Annotated in this window: 20 protein-coding genes and 2 pseudogenes; 7 read left to right on the top strand and 15 right to left on the bottom strand. The window is 73.1% G+C overall.

Annotated elements, in window-relative coordinates; all coding sequences use genetic code 11:
- The 3 genes from ADY01_RS00950 to ADY01_RS00940 form a co-directional block, all read right to left on the bottom strand.
- Nucleotides 1–1,770 (bottom strand): non-ribosomal peptide synthetase (locus ADY01_RS00950; RefSeq protein WP_159000879.1); only part of this gene is annotated, 1,770 nt, incomplete at its 3' end.
- The gene (folE, locus tag ADY01_RS00945) at nt 1,767–2,372 is read right to left on the bottom strand and encodes a GTP cyclohydrolase I FolE (protein WP_049564139.1); all 606 of its coding nucleotides are present in this window, start codon (nt 2,370–2,372) and stop codon (nt 1,767–1,769) included. The genes folE and ADY01_RS00950, both read right to left, overlap by 4 nt.
- A 155-nt stretch (nt 2,373–2,527) precedes the next feature.
- On the bottom strand, nt 2,528–3,862 hold the full coding sequence (locus ADY01_RS00940; protein ID WP_049564136.1) for a condensation domain-containing protein: 1,335 nt from the start codon (nt 3,860–3,862) through the stop codon (nt 2,528–2,530).
- A 168-nt stretch (nt 3,863–4,030) separates the two neighbouring features.
- Here ADY01_RS00940 and ADY01_RS00935 point away from each other — a divergent pair, with 168 nt between their 5' ends.
- A complete protein-coding gene (locus ADY01_RS00935) occupies nt 4,031–4,627 on the top strand; it encodes a GNAT family N-acetyltransferase (protein WP_049564134.1) in 597 nt (198 codons plus the stop codon).
- Between the two features lie 17 nt (nt 4,628–4,644).
- On the opposite strand, the gene ADY01_RS00930 is transcribed toward ADY01_RS00935, so the two are convergent.
- From ADY01_RS00930 to ADY01_RS00905, 6 genes are all read right to left on the bottom strand, one after another.
- Nucleotides 4,645–5,331, bottom strand: a complete 687-nt coding sequence (locus ADY01_RS00930; RefSeq protein WP_049564131.1) for an HAD family hydrolase — start codon at nt 5,329–5,331, stop codon at nt 4,645–4,647.
- A gap of 52 nt (nt 5,332–5,383) precedes the next feature.
- Nucleotides 5,384–6,547, bottom strand: coding sequence for an RNA polymerase sigma factor (locus ADY01_RS00925; protein WP_049564129.1), 1,164 nt, complete (start codon nt 6,545–6,547; stop codon nt 5,384–5,386).
- A gap of 8 nt (nt 6,548–6,555) precedes the next feature.
- Complete coding sequence (locus ADY01_RS00920) at nt 6,556–6,963, bottom strand: YciI family protein (RefSeq protein ID WP_049564127.1); 408 nt, start codon at nt 6,961–6,963, stop codon at nt 6,556–6,558.
- A gap of 119 nt (nt 6,964–7,082) precedes the next feature.
- The gene (locus ADY01_RS00915) at nt 7,083–8,342 is read right to left on the bottom strand and encodes a cytochrome P450 (protein WP_049564125.1); all 1,260 of its coding nucleotides are present in this window, start codon (nt 8,340–8,342) and stop codon (nt 7,083–7,085) included.
- Between the two features lie 66 nt (nt 8,343–8,408).
- Nucleotides 8,409–8,897 (bottom strand): hypothetical protein, encoded by a 489-nt coding sequence (locus tag ADY01_RS00910; RefSeq protein ID WP_049564123.1) that lies wholly within the window; start codon nt 8,895–8,897, stop codon nt 8,409–8,411.
- A 106-nt stretch (nt 8,898–9,003) separates the two neighbouring features.
- Nucleotides 9,004–10,077 (bottom strand): alkene reductase, encoded by a 1,074-nt coding sequence (locus ADY01_RS00905; protein ID WP_049564121.1) that lies wholly within the window; start codon nt 10,075–10,077, stop codon nt 9,004–9,006.
- Between the two features lie 116 nt (nt 10,078–10,193).
- On the opposite strand from ADY01_RS00905, the gene ADY01_RS00900 reads away from it, so the two are divergent.
- On the top strand, nt 10,194–10,580 hold the full coding sequence (locus ADY01_RS00900; protein ID WP_049564118.1) for a MerR family transcriptional regulator: 387 nt from the start codon (nt 10,194–10,196) through the stop codon (nt 10,578–10,580).
- A gap of 14 nt (nt 10,581–10,594) precedes the next feature.
- On the opposite strand, the gene ADY01_RS00895 is transcribed toward ADY01_RS00900, so the two are convergent.
- Nucleotides 10,595–11,479: an ABC transporter ATP-binding protein gene (locus ADY01_RS00895; protein WP_049564116.1), complete on the bottom strand. Its 885-nt coding sequence runs from the start codon at nt 11,477–11,479 to the stop codon at nt 10,595–10,597.
- A gap of 274 nt (nt 11,480–11,753) precedes the next feature.
- On the opposite strand from ADY01_RS00895, the gene ADY01_RS00890 reads away from it, so the two are divergent.
- From ADY01_RS00890 to ADY01_RS00875, 4 genes are all read left to right on the top strand, one after another.
- Nucleotides 11,754–12,893 carry a sensor histidine kinase gene (locus ADY01_RS00890; protein WP_234319977.1) on the top strand — a complete coding sequence of 380 codons (1,140 nt, stop codon included), beginning with the start codon at nt 11,754–11,756 and terminating at the stop codon, nt 12,891–12,893.
- A 27-nt stretch (nt 12,894–12,920) separates the two neighbouring features.
- A complete protein-coding gene (locus tag ADY01_RS00885) occupies nt 12,921–13,523 on the top strand; it encodes a response regulator transcription factor (protein WP_049564111.1) in 603 nt (200 codons plus the stop codon).
- Nucleotides 13,524–13,643: 120 nt separating this feature from the next.
- Nucleotides 13,644–14,393: a dienelactone hydrolase family protein gene (locus ADY01_RS00880; RefSeq protein ID WP_049564109.1), complete on the top strand. Its 750-nt coding sequence runs from the start codon at nt 13,644–13,646 to the stop codon at nt 14,391–14,393.
- Nucleotides 14,394–14,536: 143 nt separating this feature from the next.
- Nucleotides 14,537–14,788 (top strand): hypothetical protein, encoded by a 252-nt coding sequence (locus ADY01_RS00875; protein ID WP_049564107.1) that lies wholly within the window; start codon nt 14,537–14,539, stop codon nt 14,786–14,788.
- 538 nt (nt 14,789–15,326) lie between these two features.
- Here the strand turns inward: ADY01_RS00875 and ADY01_RS00870 are convergent.
- The gene (locus tag ADY01_RS00870) at nt 15,327–15,620 is read right to left on the bottom strand and encodes a zinc-ribbon domain-containing protein (protein ID WP_049564105.1); all 294 of its coding nucleotides are present in this window, start codon (nt 15,618–15,620) and stop codon (nt 15,327–15,329) included.
- A 172-nt stretch (nt 15,621–15,792) separates the two neighbouring features.
- On the opposite strand from ADY01_RS00870, the gene ADY01_RS00865 reads away from it, so the two are divergent.
- Nucleotides 15,793–16,059, top strand: coding sequence for a DUF6243 family protein (locus ADY01_RS00865; protein ID WP_049564103.1), 267 nt, complete (start codon nt 15,793–15,795; stop codon nt 16,057–16,059).
- Nucleotides 16,060–16,117: 58 nt separating this feature from the next.
- Here ADY01_RS00865 and ADY01_RS00860 read toward each other — a convergent pair whose 3' ends face one another.
- The 4 genes and pseudogenes from ADY01_RS00860 to ADY01_RS00850 form a co-directional block, all read right to left on the bottom strand.
- The gene (locus ADY01_RS00860; protein WP_049564100.1) at nt 16,118–17,533 is read right to left on the bottom strand and encodes a M20/M25/M40 family metallo-hydrolase; all 1,416 of its coding nucleotides are present in this window, start codon (nt 17,531–17,533) and stop codon (nt 16,118–16,120) included.
- A 135-nt stretch (nt 17,534–17,668) separates the two neighbouring features.
- Nucleotides 17,669–17,869: pseudogene (locus ADY01_RS41700) on the bottom strand (formylglycine-generating enzyme family protein); the annotation flags it as partial.
- 67 nt (nt 17,870–17,936) lie between these two features.
- Nucleotides 17,937–18,131 (bottom strand): annotated as a pseudogene (locus ADY01_RS41695) (hypothetical protein); the annotation flags it as partial.
- A 39-nt stretch (nt 18,132–18,170) separates the two neighbouring features.
- On the bottom strand, nt 18,171–20,165 hold the full coding sequence (locus ADY01_RS00850; protein ID WP_078899891.1) for a PA14 domain-containing protein: 1,995 nt from the start codon (nt 20,163–20,165) through the stop codon (nt 18,171–18,173).
- Between the last annotated feature and the right edge of the window lie 223 nt (nt 20,166–20,388).

The raw sequence follows: 20,388 nt of genomic DNA, 5'->3' as shown, positions 1-20,388 counted from the left end.
GGCGCGCCGCTCGGCGAGCCCGGCTCGCCTGCCCGCCGCCGCGCCGGCCGTCGGCGGGGGCCGTCGGGGGCCGGTGGCCGCGGCGAGCGCGGCGATCTGGAGGTCGAGGCGCGGGTGGTCGAGCAGGAAGGCGGCGGTGACGGGGCGGCCGAGCACGCGGGTCAGCCGGGCGGCGGCCGTGACCACGCCGAGGGAGTCGACGCCCGCCTCGAAGAGGTTGACGGTGTGCGGGATTCCGGCGCCGAGGATCTCCTCCCACACCGCGCGCACCAGGGCCGCCGGCTCCTCGGCGGTTCCCGGTGGGGTCGTGGGGGTGGCCGGCGCCCGGGGGTCGACCTTGCCGTGGGAGGAGCGGGGCAGCGCGTCCACGAGCACCAGGCGGACCGTCAGGGGCGCGCCGAGGGCGGCGGCGACCTGGCCCCGGATCCGTTCGGCGGTCACCCCGGAGCGGTCCCGGGGCACGGCCACGACCTGGAGGCACTCCTGCGGGGCGGCCCCGTCGAGGCGGAGCTCCGCGGCCGTGGCGGACGCCTCGCGGACGTGACCACCGGTGAGGAGGGCGCGTTCGACGACGTCCAGCGGCACCCAGCGGCCCGCCACCTTGATGCGGCGGCCTTCCCGGCCCACGATCCGCAGGCCGCCGCCCTCGGCCCAGCGGGCCAGGTCGCCGGTGCGGAAGGCGGTCGCGCCGCCCGGACCGGCGGGGACGAAACGGGCCGAGGTCTGCTCCGGGTCGAGGTATCCGGCCGCGACGCAGGGGCCGTGGACGTGGACCTCGCCGGTGGTGTCGTGGTCGCCGGGGGGCACCGGGGTTCCGTCGGCGGTGAGCAGGGTGACGCCGACACCGGGGAGGGGGCGGCCCACGTATCCGGCCATGACCTCGGGAACGGATCCGGCGGTGACCCGGTCCGCGGTGATCTGCCCGGCCGTCTCGGTGGCCGCGTAGGTGTTGACGACGACGCTGCGGTCGCCGCCCGGCAGGGCCAGGAACTCGGCGAGCTGCCCCCGGTGCGCGGGTTCCCCGCTCAGCAGCACGAACTCCGGTGCGGGCGCGCGGGATTCGAGGAGCCGGGCGGTGAGCAGGGAGAGCTCGGACGGGGTGAGGCAGAGCGCCGTCCGGCGGCCCTCGGCCCGTGCCGTCTCACGGAGGTCGTGGAGTCCGCGGCAGGTCAGCGGGGCCTCCCGGTCCACCAGGACGATCTCGCCGCCGAAGGTGAGGGCGCCGAGGATCTCGCACATCGAGTAGCCGAAGGTGAACGGGTGGAACTGGGCCCAGACCAGGCCGGCGGGTAAGCGGAGCTGCGGCGCGTCGCGCAGGGCGCCGAAGACGTGCCGCAGGCCCGCGCGGGTCACGACGGTCTCCTTGGGGGCGCCGGTGCTGCCGGAGGTGGTCATCACGTACGCGGCATCGGCCGGCATGTCGCGCCGGCCGGCCAGGGCCGCGGCGGTGCCGGGGCCGGGCCGCGCGCCGGGCGGGAGGGCGACGAAGGCGGCGCCCGCGGCGAGGACGGCGAGCACGTCCACGATCGCGGCGGCGGTGCGCTCCGCGTCGACGCGGACCAGCCGGCCCGGTCCGGCGCCGGTGGCCCGGAGCTCCCGGGCGCGCGCGGTGATCGCGTCGGCGAGCTGCCGGTGGGTGAGGGCGGAGCCCGCGGTGTCGCGAAGCGCGGGGGCGTCAGGGGCAGGGGGGTGCGGGGCCGGAGCGGCTCCCAGGCACAGGGCGAGCGGGTCGACGCGTTCCGGCGCGCGGGCGGGGGGTAAAGGGGTCATCGCCACCCCGTCCCGTTGCCGCCGGCGTTCTCGGTGCGCCGCATGAACTCCTCGCGGCGGTGCGGGTCCTCGCGCAGGACGCCCCGCAGGGCGGAGGTGGTGGTCCAGGAGCCGATGGCCTTGATGCCCCGTATCGACATGCAGGTGTGCTGGGCCTCGATCACCGCGCCCGCGCCCAAGGGCTCCAGCTCGCCGGCCAGCCAGTCGGCGATCCGGGTGGTCATGCGCTCCTGGACCTGGAGGCCGCGCGCCGACGCCTGGACCACGCGGGCCAGCTTGGAGAGGCCGAGCACGCGTTTGCCCGGCACGTAGCCCACGTGGGCGACGCCGAAGAACGGCAGCAGGTGGTGCTCGCACAGGGAGTGGAAGGGAATGGCGCGGACGAGGACCAGTTCGTCACAGCCGTCCTCGTTGGGGAAGGTCGTCGCCGTGAACTCGTGCGGCTCCAGCAGTTCGCGGTAGGCGGCGGCGACGCGGCGCGGGGTGTCGGCGAGGGATTCCCCGCTCAGGTCCACCCCCAGGGACGTGAGGAGAGCGGTCACCGCCTGCTCCGTCGGATCGGGCCGGGCGGCGGTGGGCGAGGTGTCCATGGTCATGGGCATCGTGGTTCCTCGGTCGGTCGGCGGGTGGGAGAACGGTGCGGTGCGGGTGGGCGGTGGCACGGCGCGCCGCCGGGTCGCGGGGAGGGGCGGTGCGACGGCTCGGGCCGGAACGGGCGCTGGGGGCAGGCGAGTCACGGTCGGGGCAGGGGCGCCGGCTACCAGACGAGGTCGTTGACGATCCGGGACAGGAGGGCGCGGTAGCGTTCGGCCGCGCGCTGGATCGTCGCCGCGTCGTAGAGGTCGGTGTTGTACTCGATCTGGCAGCGGACGCCGGAGTCGCCGGGCCAGACGTTGAGCGTGATGTCGGCCTTGCTGGCCCGCTGGGAGAAGGGCCGCCGCTCGCAGACGGTGCCCTCCAGCGTCAACGGGCCGACCCGGTGGGTGTGGCAGATGAACAGCGTTCGGAAGAGGTAGGGCGGCAAATTCTCCGCACCGTACCGCGCCATCAGATCCTCGTACACGGTCACGAGCGGCACCTCCTGGTGCCGCAGCGCGTCGGTGAGGGTCCGCGCGCTGGCGTGCAGCAGGTCGCGCAGCGGCGCACGGGCGGGCAGCCTCATCCGGACGCAGTGGGTGTTCATCAGGAGCCCCACGCAGTCCTGGGTCCACGGCGGGAACCGGTTCGCCGTGGGGACCCCGACGACGATGTCCTCCTGGCCCGCGTACTCGCGCAGCAGCATCTGGTAGGCGAGCAGGACGACGGCGGTGACGGTGACCCGTTCGGCGCGCGCCACGTCGCGGACGCTGCGGGCGAGCGCGGCGGGCAGTTCGAAGTCGAGCCGGTCCCCGGCGAAGGTCTGGTGGGGGCGCGCGGGCCGGTCGTAGGGGACGGTGGAGCCGTCCTGGAGGTCGGCCAGCTGACGGGCCCAGTAGTCGAGGAGCGGCACGGCCTCGGGGGAGGCGGTCAGCGCCCGCTGGTGCCGGGCGAAGTCGGCCAACTGGCCGGGACGGCGCCCGCCGAAGGGGATCCGGCCCGCGCGGACGTCCCCGTACGCCGTGGCGAGGTCGGCCAGCAGGACGCCCATGGCCCAGCCGTCCAGGACGATGTGGTGGACGACGACGACCAGCAGGTGCTCGTCCTCGCCGATCCGGTGCAGCGTGAACCGGCCGGGCCGTTCGCGGGCGAGGTCGAAGAGGTGCTCGGCGTCCTCGCGGACGGCGGCGTCCACCTCGGCCGGGGCCGCGGCGCCGGTGTGGTCGCGCAGGATCAGCGCGTCGGCGGGGGCCGGCAGCACCCGTGCCCGTACGCCGTCGGGGTGTGCGAGGAAGACCGTGCGCAGGGACTCGTGGCGCTCGATGACGAGATCCACGGACCGGGCCAGGGCGGCGACGTCGAGGGGGCCCCGGATGGTATGGACGTTCTCCACATTGAAGGCACGATTCTCGTCGGGGCTCGCCGACATCGTGGTGAACAGCACTTCCTGGAGGAATGTCGCCGGGCCGTCACTCGTGTCCGTCGTCCCGCCGACCCGGATCTCCCTGATGGTCACGGCAGCGTCCCCCTCTTCCCAGGGCCGCCCCCGCGGCATTCGTTTCGGAAGGCACCGTGAGTACCCTACATGCATGCGCAGTTGACACTTCCGCTCCCCCTGTGCCCGCCCTCCGCGAGATGACCGCGCACCAGGGTCCGGGCCGTGGGCCGAGAGAATTGCAGGCGAATGACGAAGGACCACCGCGGCGACACAGCCACCCGCGGCCAGGGCGCACCCGTGCATGAGGAGACGGTCGACGGGTTCGGCACCATCCGTGTGCGCGCCGTCGACCCGCGGGGCGACGCCGGCGTCCTCCACTCCTGGGTCACCCAGGAGCGCGCCCGTTACTGGGGCATGCTGGGCACCGACCGGGAGCGGGTCCGGGAGATCTACGCGTACGTGGACTCCCTGACGACCCACCACGCCTACCTCGTCCACCTGGACGACCGGCCGGTGGCCCTGTTCCAGACCTACGAGCCCGAGCACGATCCGGTCGGGGAGTGCTACGAGGTCCAGCCGGGCGACTTCGGCATCCACATCCTGATCGGCCCGCCCTCCGGCCCGGCCGCGCCCGGCTTCACCGGCGCCCTGCTCGGCTCCTTCCTCGGCCACCTGCTGGAGGACGAGAGCCGCACGAGGATCGTCGCGGAGCCGGACGCGCGCAACGACCGGGCGATCGCACGGTTCCTGCGCACCGGTTTCCTGAAGGGGCCGCAGATCGACCTGCCCGGCAAGCGGGCGCAGCTCGTCTTCCTGAACCGGCGGGACTTCCGGCGTCCGTGACGGCGCCGGCCGGCCGCTCAGCCCGCGGCCCCGACCCGCGGGGCGCGCCGCCCGGTCAGCAGGGCTGGCAGCTCGCGCATGTCGTGGAAGAGGGTGGTCCCGGGGCCGTCCAGCCAGTCGGCGGGGGTGACGCCGCCCGCGTATCCGAGACACCGCATGCCGGCGGCCCGAGCCGCCAGGACGCCGGGGCGGCTGTCCTCGACCACCACGCACGCGCCGGGGTCGACGCCCATCCGCCGGGCGGCGTGCAGGAACAGGTCGGGCGCCGGCTTCCCCCGGCCGACCTCGGTGGCGCTGTGGACGCGGCCCTCGAACCGTTCGTAGAGACCGGTGCGGCCCAGCGTGTGGCGCATCTTCTCGTGGGTGCCGCTGGACGCGACGCAGACCGGCAGGGCCATCGCGGTCAGCTCGTCGAGCGCCTCGGGCAGGCCGTCGACGGGGGTCAGCCCGGCGTCGACGGCATCCCGGTGGTAGCGCTCGAACCGCTCGGTCCAGGCCGCCGCCACCCGCTTCCCCAACCGGGCCGCGACCTGCTCCCCGATGGAGACCAGCGAGCGCCCCATGAACAGGTCGACGACCTCCCGGTCGGTGAGCGGCCACCCCAGCTCCGCCCCGATCCGCAGCTGCACGCGCAGCGCGATGCGCTCGGTGTCCACCAGGACTCCGTCGCAGTCGAAGATCACCAGTCCCGGGGGTTCGTCCACGCGCGCAGCATACGCAGGCGTGACTGCCGCGGCTCCCGCGGGCGTTCGCCGGTCAGCGGCGCCGGCGGGTGTTGAGCCGGGCGGCCTGGCGCGTCAGGTGGTCGCGCTCGGCGAGGTTCTGGGCCTTGCGGGCCGCCTCGGCGTACAGCCGTGCCGCCGTCGCCAGGTCGCCGTCGCGTTCGTGCAGGTACGCCGCCACCGCGGCGTGGCGCGGCACGGAGGGTCCCCGTGGGGAGGAGTCCTCCAGTGCCGCGAGCGCCGCCAGCCCGGCGCGCGGACCGTCGGCCTCGCCGACGGCCACCGCGCGGTTGAGCCGGACGACCGGGCTGTCGGTCAGGCGCACGAGCTCGTCGTACCACTCGACGATCTGCACCCAGTCGGTCTCCTCGACGGTGAGCGCGTCGGCGTGCAGCGCCGCGATGGCGGCCTGGGCCTGGAACTCGCCCAGCCGGTCGCGGGCGAGCGCCGCCTGAAGGATCGCGACGCCCTCGGCGATCGCCCCGGTGTCCCACCGGCCCCGGTCCTGCTCGGCGAGCGGCACCAGGCTGCCGTCGGGCGCGGTCCGGGTGGCGCGCCGGGCGTGGTGGAGCAGCATGAGGGCGAGCAGCCCGGCCACCTCGGGGTGGTCGATCGCGGTCGCGAGCTGCCGGGTGAGCCGGATGGACTCGGCGGCGAGGTCGACGTCGCCGGAGTAGCCCTCGTTGAAGACCAGGTAGAGGACGCGCAGCACGGTGGCCACGTCGCCGGGCTGGTCGAACCGCACGCCGGAGACGGTGCGCTTGGCACGGCTGATGCGCTGCGCCATGGTCGCCTCGGGCACCAGGTAGGCCCGGGCGATCTGCCGGGTGGTCAGCCCGCCGACGGCGCGCAGGGTGAGCGCGACCGCGGACGACGGCGTCAGCGACGGGTGGGCGCACAGGAAGTAGAGCTGGAGCGTGTCGTCCACCGCGGGCGCGGCCCCGGACGCCGGCTCCTCCTCGACGCGGTCCTCGCGCCGGCGGCGGGCGGTGTCGGCGCGGGTCGCGTCGAGGAACCGGCGCCAGGCCACGGTGACCAGCCAGCCCTTCGGGTCCCGCGGGGGGTCGGCCGGCCAGACGCGGACCGCCTCGACCAGCGCGTCCTGAACGGCGTCCTCGGCCGCCGCGAAGTCGGCTCCGCGGCGGACGAGGATTCCGAGCACGCTCGGCGTGAGGCTCCTCAGCAGGGCCTCGTTCATCGGCGAGCTCACTCCGTGACGGTGGGGGTCTCGCCGTAGAACGGGCGCAGTTCGAGCCACTCGTGGATCGGCTCCCCGCCCGCCCCGGGGGCGGCCGACAGCTCCCCGGCCAGCTCCACGGCGCGCTCGTAGCTGTCGACGTCGATCACCATCCAGCCGGCGATGAGGTCCTTGGTCTCGGCGAACGGGCCGTCGGTGACCGGCGGGCGGCCCTCGCCGTCGTACCGGACCCATGTCCCCTCGGGGGCGAGCGCCTGGCCGTCGACGTACTCGCCCGTCCCTTCGAGCCGGGTCGCGAAGTCGCGCATGTACTGCACGTGGGCCGTGACCTCCTGCGGAGTCCACTGGTCCATGGGCACGTCGTTGACCGAGGCCGGGGCGCCGCGGTAGTGCTTGAGCAGCAGGTACTTGGCCATCGTGTTTCTCCTCGTTCCGATGCGACCCATTGTGATCGCGTTCAGCACGGGGACGGAGCCGGGCACGGGTTCTCGACATCGCGTCCGGATTTTTCTCGGCGCGTGTGGCCGAGCCCGGGTCAGTCGTTCCGTTGCCCCGGCCCGCACAGCACGGGGATGTTCTCCAGGCCGCTGATGAGCGCTCGTCGCCAGCTGAGCTCGGCGGCGGGCACGGCCAGGCGCATCCCGGGGAACCTCCGGGTCAGCGTCCGCAGCGCTTCCTGGAGCTCGATGCGCGCGAGGTGCGCGCCCAGGCAGAAGTGCGGCCCGTGCCCGAACGCCAGGTGGGGGTTGGGCGTGCGGGTGATGTCGAGCCGGTCCGGGTCGGGGAAGGCCCGGGGGTCGCGATTGGCCGCGCCGATGGCGGCGATCACCCCCTCGCCGGCGCCTATGCGGGTGCCCGACAGCTCGACGTCCTCGGTGGCTATGCGCAGTTGCCCGGTTTCCGACAGCCGGTGCAGCCGCAGCAGTTCCTCCACGGCCGCCGGAACGAGCTCCTCGTCGGCGGCCAGTCGTCGCCACTCGTCCGGACTGCTGAGCAGTGACGCGACGAACGTGCCCAGCTGGTTGGCGGTCGTCTCGAAGCCGCCGATCAGCAGGTTGAGGCCGAACGCGACGAGCTGCTCCTCGTCCAGGTGCCGGTGCTCGTCGCTTCCGCTGACGAGCCGGTCGAGGAGGTCCTCCGGCGCGCGGCCTTTCCTCAGCCCGGCGCGCTTCGCGGCCAGCAGCCGACCGAGGTAGTCCTCCAGCCGGTCGTAGGACTCGTTGGCGCTGTCGGCCTCGTCGGGTGAGAGCCCGTAGACGCCGGCCGACCAGGCGGCGAACCGGCGGCGGTCCTCGTAGGGGACGCCGAGGATCTGGCAGATGACCTGGATCGGGACGGGCTGGCAGAAGAGCTCACGCACGTCGGCCGGCGCCTCGGCGGCGGCCAGGTCGTCGGCGAGCCGTTCCGCCAGGTCCCGGATCCAGGGTCGCAGCCCTTCGAGGTAGCGGTGGCTGAACTCGGCGGTGAGCAGCCTTCTGACCCGGGTGTGCTCCGGCGGGTCCATGGTCGGCAGGGAACCGCGCCGCGGCTTGGTCAGCCCGGCCTGCGGCGCGTCCGGTGCGATCATCCTGGCGCGGGAGAACCGCTTGTCGCTCAGCACGGTGCGGGCGTCCTCGTAGCGGGTCACCAGCCAGGAGACGTGACCGGAGACGGTGCGCACGCGCACCACCGGGCTGGTCTCCCGCAACCGGGCCCAGAGGGGCGAGGGCTCGAATCGGAAGGAGCCCGGAAGCGGGCAGGGGAGAACCCCGTCCGAGCCGTCCGAGCCGCCCGAGCCGTTCGACACATCAGCCATGACCCCATCATCGACCGATCCGGGCCCGGGTAATCGCCCCCGCCGGACGATGGCCGACGGCGTCGCTCACCGGCGGCGGAACGGGTGCCCGGCCCGCGGGACGCGGTCGCGCACCCGCGCGATCCCGACGGCCAGCGCGGCGACGGCGATCGCCGCCCCGCCCCCGATGGGCATCAGGGAGTCGACGACCATGCTCCTGCGCTGGTCGGCCACGCTCGCCTCGCCCATGTCCTGCCCGTTGAGCAGCAGGCGGCAGTCGACCGTCTCGGAGGGGGTGCAGTAGGGCTCGAACTCCACGATGGCGTGCACTCCGAAGGCGACCAGGCCCAGGCCGGTTCCGAGGGCGAGCAGCCACAGCAGGAAGGCCGCGGCCGTCAGCACCGGGCCGCCGATGGCCAGTACGACGCCCACGATCAGGCTGACGCAGATGATCGCCGCGTAGCCCAGGGTGACCCACACCCACAGCCCGCTCGCGAAGCCGACCGGCAGCAGGATCACCGAGAAGGCCACGCACCAGTAGAGCCCGTTGCGCAGGCTGTCCTGCACCTCTTCCATCGGCCTGTTCCCCGTCGTCGCCGTCGCCTGCCGCGGGCGGTGCCGCCCGGCCCGTTCCCCGTCCATTCTGCGGGAGTTCCCGCGGAGGACGGACCGCGCGCGGGGATCAGGCCGTGTGCTGGTACGCCGGGTAGGTCAGGTATCCCGCGTCACCCCCCTGGTAGTACGTGGCCTCGTCGACGGGAGCGAGGGGGAGTCCGGTGCGCAGGCGCTCGACCAGGTCGGGGTTGGACAGGAAAGCGCGGCCGAAGCTGATGAGGTCGGCGCCCAGCCCGAGCCAGTGGTCGGCCTCGGCCCGCCCGGTCTGCTTCGGTCCCATCGGGAGCACGGGATTCATGATGAGGGCGCCCGGCCACGCGCGGCGCAGCCCGAGCAGCACCTCGTCGCCGGCGGTGGCCTCCAGGTGGACGTAGGCCACCTGGAGGCGGGCCAGCTCGGTGATCAACTCCGCGTAGAGCGCGGGGACATCGGCCTCCCGGATCCCCCAGAACGTGCCGCCCGGGGAGAGGCGGACGCCGGTCCTGGACGCACCGACGGCCTCGACGGTCGCGGTCGCCGCCTCCACGGCGAAGCGGATCCGGTTGGCCACCGAACCCCCGTAGCGGTCCGTGCGCAGGTTGGCGTTCGAGGAGAGGAACTGCGAGATCAGGTAGCCGTTGGCACCGTGCAGCTCCACGCCGTCGAAGCCGGCGTCCAGGGCACGGCGGGCCGCCCGCGCGTACGACCGTGCGTGCTCGGCCACTTCGGACGTCTCCAGGGCACGCGGCGTCGGTGGGGGCTGGAGCCCGGTCGGGGTGAACACCTTCCCCGCCGCGGGGACCGCCGAGGGCCCGACGGGCCGCATGCCGGTGGTGTCGGGATGGGAGACCCGTCCGCCGTGCATGAGCTGGGCGAAGAGACGGCCGCCGTTGGCGTGCACGGCGGCGGTCACCGGGCGCCACGCGGCGACCTGCTCATCGGTGTGCAGGCCCGGTGTCCCGGGGTTGGACTGTCCGATCGAGCTGGGCTGCACGCCCTCGGTCACGATCAGGCCGGCCGTCGCCCGCTGCGCGTAGTACGTGGCCATCGAGGGGGTCGCCAGACCACCGGCGGCGGCCCGGACGCGCGTCATCGGGGCCATCACCACCCGGTTGGGCAAGGTCAGGTCTCCGAGCCGGTGGCTGTCGAAAAGCGTGGTCACGTCGGGACTCCCTCGCGAAGGGGCACGCCCGTTTCCCGGGCACGACAGGTACGCTAAAACCTCACATCGATGTCAGAGGCAAGACCGTGTGTCACGGATCACAGCGAGGGGGCGGCATGCGCATCGGAGAGCTCGCGGCACGGACCGGGGTCAGCGTCCGGTCCCTGCGGTACTACGAGGAACGGGGACTGCTCAGCAGCAGCCGCAGCGCCGGCGGGCAGCGGCACTACACGGACGGCGAGGCCGAGCGGGTCGCGCTCATCCAGCGGCTGTACGCCGCGGGTCTCTCCAGCCGCACCATCGTGGAGCTCCTGCCCTGCGTCGACTCGCCCAGCGAGGAGAACTCCGAGGTCTCGCTGGAGCGGATGGTGCAGGAGCGCGACCGGCTCTCCCAGCACATCACCGACCTCGTGCGCACCCGGCGCACCCTCGACGTGGTGATCGCCACGGCCCGAGCGCACCAGGACGGCCTGCGGGCGGACGCACCCGGCCCCTGCCGGTGAGGTGCGGGAGCGGTCTACTCGCTGCTGATGGCGCGGAAGACGTCGTCGAGCCGCGTCGGCCCGGCCTGGAGTTCCCGCAGGTCCAGCGCGTTGTCGTGCGCCCAGCCGAGCAGGGTGTGGAGGTCCTTCTGCAACTGGAAGGTCTGGACGAGGAACGTGCCGTCGCTCTCGCGCGTGGCCGGCAGCGGCAGCGCCGGTGCGGGTGCCGGGAGGGAGAAGCGCACGGTGGCCGGCAGGGTCCGCGTCAGCTCGGACACCGTCCCCTCCCGGCGGAAGGTGCCCTGGTGCATGAGCCCGATGCGGTCGGCGCGCTGCTGGGCCTCCTCCAGGTAGTGCGTGGTGAGCACGATGGTGGACCCGTCCTCGCGCAGCCTGTCCACGGCGTCCCAGAGGGCGTCCCTGGACCGGATGTCCAGGCCGGTGGTGGGCTCATCCAGGAAGATCAGCTCGGGCGCCCCGTACACGGCGGTGGCGAAGTCCAGACGTCGCTTCTCGCCGCCGGAGAGCTGGGACACCTTGGTGCCGGCCTTGTGCGTGAGATCGACGACGCCGAGCACGCGGTCGACCGTGTCGCCGCGCCGCGTGAGCTTCCCGATCAGCCGGACCGTCTCCCTCACCGTGAGGTCCGGCGAGAAACCGCTCTCCTGGAGCATGATGCCCATCCGGGGCCGCACGGCCCGCCGGTCCCGCGGGCTCCGCCCGAAGACCCGCACGCTGCCCGAGGTGGCGGCGCGGTGACCCTCGATGGCCTCCAGGGCCGAGGTCTTGCCCGCCCCGTTCGTGCCGAGCAGCGCGTAGAGCTCCCCGCGCCGCACCTGGAAGGACAGGTCCTTCACGGCGTGGAAGTCACCGTAGGAGAGATTCAGATGGTCAACGTCGATGACCGGTGTCGAGATCATGGGCCGATCCCACCCGCCGCCACGCTCGTCCGGCAGTGGCGCCGTGTCATCGCCTCGCCATGACGTTCCTCGGGAGAGGGCATGACGTGGTGACACTGGCGCCGCCCCGGGAGCCGGAAGAATACTGCGGAGCAGACTCTGAAGACCCACCTCCCGGAGAGCCGCACATGGACACCCGGCCCCCGCACACCGTGCTGACGGCCACGACGGCCCCGGTCCGGCCCCGGTCCGAGAACGGCCCCGGCCCGCTCCCTCGGCGGCGAGGTGACGGCCGGTGACCCCGCTCAGGAGAGCGGCGCACCGGATGCCCGAGCACGACGCGGAGACGCAGGGCGGGCTGCGCAGGCTCAACCTCGTCATGCTGCTCGCGCCGCTCGCCGTCGTCGGGGCGCTGCTGGTGGCGGCCGACGCCCGGACCGGGTGGGACGCGGCCATCCTGGTCCCCGGCGTGATAGCGGCGCTGGTGGCCGTCGAGCGGTGGACCGCGGGCGACCTCTCCCGCGTCGTCCTCCCCTGCCTGGTCATCACCGCGGCCGTGTGGCCGCTGGGGGTCCTGGTGGTCGGCAGCGCCACGGCGTCCTACGGCCTGACGATCGTGGGCCCCCTCGTCATCCCGCAGCTGCGGCGCCACCGGGGCATGGCGGCCTGGGGGCTGATCGGATTCGTCGCCGCGGTGGGCGCGACGCGGCCGGCCGTGTCACAGGAGAGCGTGGCCGGGGTTCTGACCTCGTACGTACTCGTCCCCACGGTGGTCACCGGGGTGGCGACCGGCCTCAACTTCGCCAACCGGCGGTTCTACGCGCTCATGGAGCGGGCACGGGAACGCGAGGCGGAGCTGGCCGTGGCTCGGGAACGGATCCGTTTCGCCAGTGATCTCCACGACATCCAGGGCCACACGCTGCACGTGGTGAAACTGAAGATCGCCCTGGCCGAGAAGCTGGTGGGGAGCGACCTGGAGCGCGTGCGGCAGGAACTGCGCGAGGTGCGCGCCCTGGTCGGCGACACCATCGCCCAGACCAAGGAGCTCGCCTACGCGCAGCGGAGGCTCAACCTGTCGGCGGAGCTGGAGAACGCGAAGAACCTCTTCGAGGCCGCCGGCATCCGCGTGCGCGTCGACCGTGAGGCCGACGGCGACGAGCGGGTCGACGAGCTGCTCGGCCAGGTCCTCCGCGAGACGACGACCAACATCCTGCGGCATTCGCAGGCCGAGCAGGTGCGGATCACCCTCTCGGAGACGGGCATCGTCATCGTCAACGACGGCGTGCGGGCCGATCTCGTTCCCCGGCTCAGAGGGCTCTCCACCCTCGGGGAGCGAGTGGCGGGGGACGGAGGGGAGCTGAGGGTGGAGCAGAAGGACGGGCGGTTCCTGACGGCCGCGGACCTCCCGCGCCCGCCCTCCGGCGCCACCCTCTGACAACACGCGAACGCGGAAGGACGACAGATGACCACCGTGGTGCTGGCGGACGACGAGGCCCTTCTCCGGAAGGCGCTGGCGGCGTTGCTCCCTCTCGAAGGGGAGATCACCGTGCTCGCCGAAGCGGAGGACGGCGAGGGAGCCGTCCAGGCCACGCTGCGGCACCGGCCCGATGTGCTCGTCATCGATCTGGAGATGCCCGGGGTGGACGGACTCGGTGCCGTCTCGGCGATCCGTCGCGCGCTGCCGGACCAGGTCATCCTCATGCTGACGCGCCATGCCAGACCCGGGGTGCTCCGCAAGGCCCTCAGGCTCGGGGTCCAGGGCTTCGTCAGCAAGTCGGCGGAACCGTCCCACATCACGTCGGTCATCAGGACCCTGCACGAGGGCAGGCGGTGGATCGACCCCGATGTCTCCGCGCGCGCCGTCGTCGACGACTGCCCGCTCACCGACCGGGAGATCGACGTGCTGCGGGTGACCCGCGAGGGGTACGCGGTCGCCGACATCGCGGCCCGGCTCCACCTGGCGGAGGGCACGGTACGCAACTACCTCTCCAAGGCGATGCAGAAGACGCAGACCCGCACCCGGCACGAGGCGGCGCGGTACGCGCGCGACCACGACTGGTTGTAGGGGATCGGCGGTCCTCCCGCGTGGGTCACGGGCGGCGTCCGGATGGCGGCCGGGTTGATCGTCACTGCTACGGTTCGTACGCGTTCGCCCGGCCACCGGCCCACGGAAGGAAGGTCCACCATGCCCGCCAGGACGCTCCGGATCCCCACCGCGGACGGCCAGGCCGACGCCTTCGCCGCCTTCCCCGACGGTGGCGAGCCGCGCCCGGGGGTGCTGCTGTACACGGACGCCTTCGGCGTGCGGCCCGTGGTGGAGGGGATGGCCCGCGAACTGGCCGAGCACGGGTACTACGTGCTCGTCCCCCACCTCTACTACCGGCACGGCCCGGCGCCGGTGATCGAACTCCCCGAGCACATCGGGGAGGAGGTCCGGCCCGCGGTCTTCGCCCGGCTGATGCCCCTGATCGAGGCGCACACCACGGAACGAGCCCTGCGCGACGCCGACGCCTACCTCGGGTTCCTCAGTGCCCAGCCCGAGGTCGGCGCCGGGCCGGTCGCCGCGATCGGCTACTGCATCGGCGCCGCCCTGGCGCTGCGCACCGCGGCGGCCCACCCCGGCCAGGTGGCCGCCGTCGCCGGGTTCCATCCCGCCTACCTGGTCACGGACGCGCCCGACAGCCCGCACCGCGCCGTCCCCGAGCTCACCGCCCGAGTCCACCTCGGCCTCTCCGAGAACGACATGCCGGCCGAGGCCGTCGGCGAGCTCAACCAGGCCCTGGATGCCGCGGGTGTCGGCTACACCACCGAGATCTACCCCGGCACCGTCCACGGCTTCACCATGGCCGACACCGACGCCTTCGCCCCCTCCGCGCTGCGGCGTCACTGGGACCGCCTGCTCCCCCTCCTCGACCGCGCCCTGGCCCACGGCTGAGGCCCGCGAACCGAGAGGGCGGCCCGGCCCGTCGCATTCGAACTGGCGTCCCGAAAAACGGTTGTGACCAGCATCTTTGTCAGTCTGACGCAGTATCATGGAGATAACCGAGCCAGGGTTCAGTCAGGCCGAGGAGGTCGCCCATGCCAGTGGCGTACGCCCCGAAATCCATGCGCACCAAGCCGCTCCCGGCGGGCATGCCGCGTGAGTGGTACATCGAGCACAACCGGATGCGCAAGGCGATGCGCATCGCCATCGCCCTGCTCGACTCCGGCGTCTACACGCCGCGGCAGGCCAGGAACGAGGTGATACGGCGGGTGGCCGAGCGCATCGGCGTCCACCCACCGTCGACGACCACGTGCCGCCTGGTCCGCAGCCTCCTTCCGGCCGTCTGACGCGGCCGACCGCCGGGGCGCGCGACGCCCCGGCGGTCGGTCCTCGGTCCTCGGTCCTCGCCCGGACGCGGCGACGCTCCGTCCGGCGGCGACGGGAACCGGCCGGGGCGTTCCCCCGTCAGAGGGGCATGTCTCATGGGAACAGGCGGGCCTCCCGGGGCCGTTGGGGCACGTGCCTGCTGACGGGCGTCCTCGTCGCGGGAGTTCTCGGCTGTGGCGCGGACGCGTGGCAGGAGCGGAGCCCGGGGCCGGACCCCGTTGCCGCGCATGTGCGCCGTGGCCGACGCCTGGGAGGGATCGGACGGGGCGCGCCGGTGGGAGGACGGGGAGGCCATGCCCGTGCCCCTGATGTCGGCCGCCGATGCCTTCGGGGAGATGGGCAGCGGTATCGCGGACAGCTCCCCGGACTTCCACGCGCTGGAGCTGGAGCGCCCCCTCGGGGAACGGGCCCCGCTCGACGCACGTACGGGTGAGGTGCTCCAGCCCGGACCGCCGCCGGAGTTGCCCGGAAGGAACCGGGCTCCGGGCTCCGGGTCCCTCAGGACTGGTACGGCTGCTGCTGTGGCTGCTGCCCGTACATCGGACCGGTGTGGCCACCGGCGGCCTGCGCCTGGAGCTGCTCCGCCTGCTCCTTGGTCGCCCTCTGCTCCGCGCCGCAGAAGGTGCACTGCGTCGCGTACGACGTCGAGACCGGGAACAGCGGCACGAAGAACAGCGTGAACTTGGTGACACGCTTCCTGAGCGTGTGCGCGGAGGGATTGCCGCAGTGGCCGCACACCAGCGTGAGTATCGCGAGCTGGTACAGGTATCCCCTGGTGCCAAAGATGATCATGCGGTTGGTCCTTCCCGGGTCGGTGTGCCTGCCGACATAGTGCCAGCGACGGGCGCGCCGCGGTCATGTGTCGTCGCTCCGGTTTGGTGGACAGCGATCCGCTTGGGGAGACTGGTCCCCGCACCACCCCGCAGATCCCTTCCGGATCACCTCTCACCACGATGGAGAACCCGTGGCCAAGCGCGACAACAACCTTCTCGGCATAGGAGGACAGCGGAACAAGCTGTCCCGCGCCGACCGGCAGGGCTCCGCCCCCGCCCGCGTGGCGGACCGCAGGGCCGCCGCCGACCAGAAGCAGGAACTGCTGCGCCGGATGCGCGAGCGTACGCAGGGGGACCCGGTCGCCGAGGCGGACCTGCCCGCCGAGGCCGACGAGGCCGACGAGGCCGCCGAGCCCACCGGAGCCGACCAGGCTCCCGGCACCGACCGGCAGGGCTGACCCGCTCACCGGGCGGGCGGACCGGCGCGGTGACGCGGCGCCGGTCCGCCCGCGGCCCTCAGCGGGACGGGGTGGGGTAGGCCACCGGGCTGCGGTGGCCCGCGCGGTCGACCGCGCGGACGCCGAAGAACACGTTGTCCTTGGAGATGTCGACGGTGTGCGTGGTGGTGTCGCCCGCGTCGAGCACGTGGGTCCACTCCGGCTCGGTGGGCTCCCTCCACACCACCTCGTAGCCGGCGAGGTCGGGCTCGGGGCCGCGGGTCCAGACGAGGGTGGTGGAGTTGGTCAGGTCGCCCGTGTCGATGTGCACGCCGGTCGGGGTGCCGGGCGCCTGGGCGAGGGTCCACAGGGTGGCGAGGTTCACCCGGGCGACCCGGGCGATGTAGTCCATGTCGCAGAACTCCGGCAGGTCGCCGAACTGCTGCCCGTCCTCCACCCGGACGTCCTGGTGCTGGTGGGCGTAGTCCTCGTGCGGCTCGGTGAAGCGCGCGGCCGGGTACCCCTCCTCCAGGAACGGGATGTGGTCCCCGCCGCGCAGGTAGCGGTCGCGGCGGTAGATCACGTTCACGGTCATCCCGGTGGCGCGGTTCTCGGCCACGTCCCGTACGAAGCGGGCGAGTTGGCGGGAGGGCGAGTCGTTCTCCCCTCCCACGGAACGCCGGACGTCGGCCTGCTCCGGGGTCTCCGAGGTCGGCACTCCCTCGGCGAACAGGCGGACGACGCGCGGGTCGGCGGTGCCGTCGTCGGCGACCGGGCTGCCCACGATGTCGTTGGTGAACATGCCCTGGACGTCGGCCCCGGCCGCCTTGAACCGCTGGGCCATGTGACCCGCGCCGTACAGGCCCTGCTCCTCGCCGGCCACCGCGGCGAACACCACGGTCGCCTCGGTGGTCCGGGTGGACATCACCCGGGCCAGCTCCATCACCACCGCGACCCCGGAGGCGTCGTCGTCCGCGCCGGGCGCGTCGTCGGTGGCGTTGCCGACGTCGGAGACCCGGGAGTCATAGTGCCCCGAGACCACGTACACGCGCTCCGGCGCCGCCGAGCCGCGCAGGGTGGCGACCACGTTGGTGATCGTCGTCGGCACGGGGATGCGGTTCCCGTCCGGCTCCTGCACGTACGACTGGAGTTCCACGGTCATCCGCCCGCCGGAGGCGTCCGCGATCCGCCGCAGCTCCGCGTGGATCCAGTCCCGGGCCGCGCCGATGCCGCGCTCGGGGTCGTCCTGGGCGGACAGGGTGTGCCGGGTGCCGAAGGCGACCAACCGGCGCACGATGGACTCGATCCGGCCCGGGTCGATCTCGCGCGCCATCGCCACCAGGTCACGTCCCGGGGGCTGCGCGGTGACCCGGCGGGCGGCGGGGGCGGCGGGCGCGGCCTCGGCCGCCCGGCCGCCGATCAGTGAGGCCCCGGCCGCGGTGGCGGCCGAGGCGGACAGCAGTGCTCGACGACTGGTGGATCCGGAAGGTGACATGGCGTTGTCCTGTCCGTCTGTTCCCTCTGCCGGCACGGTCGATTCCTTATCGTCATGGTCCCGACAAGTCCTGGCAAGATCCGCCGCGGTGCGGTAGCGGTTGCGGTAGGTGTCGTGGCAGAGGAACGAGCCGCCCCGGATGACGGCCAGGGACGTCCGGTCCGGCCCGCGCGGGTCGTGCTCGGGGGACCGGGTGTAGTAGTGCGGGTCGAACCAATCGGCGCACCACTCCCAGACGTTGCCCGCCGTGTCGAGGAGCCCGTGGCCGTTGGGGGGCGCCCTGCCAGATGTTGCAGCGGTGGCGGCCGCCGGGGGTGAGCTCGTCGCCCCGGGGATAACGGCGGGACTCGGCGTCGGCGCGGCTGACGTGGACGACGGGATGGCGGTCCAGGCCGGCCAGGTCGCTCAGCGGGCCGTGCGGGCGGCGCCAGTGGGCCCCCCGGACATCGATCCACCAGGGCGTTGCGGGGCGGACCGCCGGCACGTCCTCCGGCTCGGCCCGCAGGAACAGGGCGAACACGGCTGAGTGGCCCGACGCCCGAGGTGCGCCCGCGGCCGGGCCGCGGCCGGACAGCTCTCCGGCCCGGTCGCGCCCCATGCGGGAACGGGCGCGGCCGGGCCGGGAGTTGGGTGCGGGTCAGGCGGTGGGGATCGCGTTCAGCGTGTACCACGCCTCGGTGCTCCACAGCGTCTCGCCGTCGGCGGAGCTGAAGGGGCGCGGGGACTGGATGTGAACGACGCGGTCGGTCGAGAGGTTGTCGATCACCAGGGTGACCTCCGTGCCGCTCTCCGACAGCTCGGCCGAGGTGACGGGCAGGGTCTCCTGGTCCAGCTTGGGTCCGCCGTAGTCGGCGGTGGGCTCGTAACGCCACTGCTGGACCCGGTAGCTGGTGGCCAGCGCGTCCGCGGTCTCCTGGGAGAGCGGCTGCGTGTAGGTGAGGACGAAGCCGTCCGGGGTGGCGCGCATGGAGGCGATGTCGAACGCGTTGGTGCCGTTCGGCGTCAGCTTCTGGAGGCCGAACCTGAGCTTGCCCTCCTGGCCCCAGTTGCCGTCCGCGCCGAGGCCCCCGGTGTAGATCGCGCCGTCGGGGCCCACGCTGACGCGGGTCACCCCGGCTTCGAGGCCCTGGGTGTGGCGGAAGACGGCGCCCTGGTACTCACCGCCGACCTCCTCCAGATAGGCGCGCTGGAGACCTCCGTAGGTCACGTCCCCGATGAGCATCTGACCGGCGAAGGGGCCCTCGGTCAGCATCACGGGCGTGCTCGGGGAGTTCCCGATCTCGTTCTGCGGCAGCCACAGGACGGGCTTGGTCACGGGGTTCTCGTCGAAGGGCCCCGGGGGGTTGGTGTAGTGGTTGAAGAACCGGTCCTGCTCGATGTGCAGGAGCTTGGACGAGGGCAGCCAGCCGCCCTGGTTGTCGGTGACGAAGAGGTCGCCGCCCGGTCCCCGGCCGAGGCCGTGGGGGGTGCGCAGGCCGCCCGCGACATAGGTGATCTCGCCGGTCTCCCTGCTGACCTTGATGGTGGTGCCGCGGTCGGCCGCCGGCTGGGGGTCGGTCGTGGCACCGCCGTAGTCGATGGCGACCGACAGGTTCAGGAGGAAGTGGCCCTCCTCGTACAGCAGGCCGAAGGCGAACTCGTGGAAGTTTCCGCTGTGGGGCCACTGGGCGATCGGGGTGTACTCGTCGGTCACGCCGTCGCCGTCGAGGTCGTTCAGCTCGGTGAGCTGGTGCTTCTCGGAGACGTAGAGCGTGCCGTCGACATCGGTGATGCCCATCGGCTCCCTGAGCCCCTCGGCGACCCGCGTGAAGGTGACCTCGCCGGGGCCGGTGTCGCCGGTGACGTTGTCCAGGAGGTAGACCTCGCCCGCCGTGGTCTCGCTGCCGCCCCAGGTGGCCACGGCCAGGCGGCCGTCGGGCAGCCAGTCCATCGCGCTGATCTGCGGCTCGAAGCCCTCGGGCCGCAGGTCGGTCAGGGTGTAGTTCGGGTGGACCGAGGTCAGCGGCAGGCCGTCCCCGGGGGTGTCGAGGCCGCCCTCGCACTCCTTGCGGCCCGGCGCGGTCACGCGCACCACGCCGGCGTCGGTGCTGAGCACCGAGTTCGGCACGACGCTGAAGTCGGCGGCGCCCGGCGGCCGCCACTGGAGGCTGAGCACCTGGTCCGCCGATTGCTCGAAGTAGTCGATCTCCAGGGCGTGGTAGCCGGAGGCGAGCTGGATCGAGCCGTCCTTGGGCTCCGCGGAGTGCAGCCCGTCGTGATCGATGACCAGCTGACCGTCGATCAGCAGCCGTGACCCGTCGTCGCTGATCAGGCGGAAGGCGTAGTCTCCGGCCTCCGGGACGTTGATGTTGGCGATCACCTGGGAGACGAAGTTGTCGCTGACGCCGAAGTCCTCGGTCGACTGCCAGTCGATCGTCGGCATCAGCTTGTCGACATTGGGCGTCTGGCCGGGCTTCAGGGTGCAGATCTCGTCGAGCGGGGTCTGGACGTCGAAGGTGCGCAGGGTGACCCCCGGCTCCTGTGGGGGGAGGTCGGCGGCGCCCGCGGGTGCCGCGAGGGTGCCGAGGACGAGCGCGGTGAGAAGCACTCCCAGTGCGCGTGGGCGCGTACGCCGGTGCTGCCGTGGATTCAACTGTTCCTCCTGGCGCTGACGGAGCGGTGGGGGGCACGTCGCGGAGGGGCGCGATCGCCCCGGGCGGGATCCCGGCCCCGAGGCGACCACCTGTCATGTACGCGTAGAGATCATGGCCACGGTAGGCGACTTCCGACGCGGCTGTCCATACTTTTGCCACTCCGAGGACATTCCCCGGGTCCGCCCCGGCCCGCGGCCCGGCGAACCAGGTCGGCGTCCCGGC

Source organism: Streptomyces sp. SBT349 (assembly GCF_001083795.1).
In the GTDB taxonomy this organism is placed as follows: domain Bacteria; phylum Actinomycetota; class Actinomycetes; order Streptomycetales; family Streptomycetaceae; genus Streptomyces.
Note: the sequence above shows the minus strand (reverse complement) of the source record. Positions and strands in the feature narration are given on the sequence as shown.

Excerpts from the sequence above, each read along its gene's own strand:
- folE (WP_049564139.1), bottom strand. The coding sequence starts at position 2,372 with ATGCCCATGACCATGGACACCTCGCCCACCGCCGCCCGGCCCGATCCG.
- ADY01_RS00935 (WP_049564134.1), top strand. The coding sequence starts at position 4,031 with ATGACGAAGGACCACCGCGGCGACACAGCCACCCGCGGCCAGGGCGCA.
- ADY01_RS00925 (WP_049564129.1), bottom strand. The coding sequence starts at position 6,547 with ATGAACGAGGCCCTGCTGAGGAGCCTCACGCCGAGCGTGCTCGGAATC.
- ADY01_RS00920 (WP_049564127.1), bottom strand. The coding sequence starts at position 6,963 with ATGGCCAAGTACCTGCTGCTCAAGCACTACCGCGGCGCCCCGGCCTCG.
- ADY01_RS00915 (WP_049564125.1), bottom strand. The coding sequence starts at position 8,342 with ATGGCTGATGTGTCGAACGGCTCGGGCGGCTCGGACGGCTCGGACGGG.
- ADY01_RS00910 (WP_049564123.1), bottom strand. The coding sequence starts at position 8,897 with ATGGAAGAGGTGCAGGACAGCCTGCGCAACGGGCTCTACTGGTGCGTG.
- ADY01_RS00900 (WP_049564118.1), top strand. The coding sequence starts at position 10,194 with ATGCGCATCGGAGAGCTCGCGGCACGGACCGGGGTCAGCGTCCGGTCC.
- ADY01_RS00895 (WP_049564116.1), bottom strand. The coding sequence starts at position 11,479 with ATGATCTCGACACCGGTCATCGACGTTGACCATCTGAATCTCTCCTAC.
- ADY01_RS00885 (WP_049564111.1), top strand. The coding sequence starts at position 12,921 with ATGACCACCGTGGTGCTGGCGGACGACGAGGCCCTTCTCCGGAAGGCG.
- ADY01_RS00880 (WP_049564109.1), top strand. The coding sequence starts at position 13,644 with ATGCCCGCCAGGACGCTCCGGATCCCCACCGCGGACGGCCAGGCCGAC.
- ADY01_RS00875 (WP_049564107.1), top strand. The coding sequence starts at position 14,537 with ATGCCAGTGGCGTACGCCCCGAAATCCATGCGCACCAAGCCGCTCCCG.
- ADY01_RS00870 (WP_049564105.1), bottom strand. The coding sequence starts at position 15,620 with ATGATCATCTTTGGCACCAGGGGATACCTGTACCAGCTCGCGATACTC.
- ADY01_RS00860 (WP_049564100.1), bottom strand. The coding sequence starts at position 17,533 with ATGTCACCTTCCGGATCCACCAGTCGTCGAGCACTGCTGTCCGCCTCG.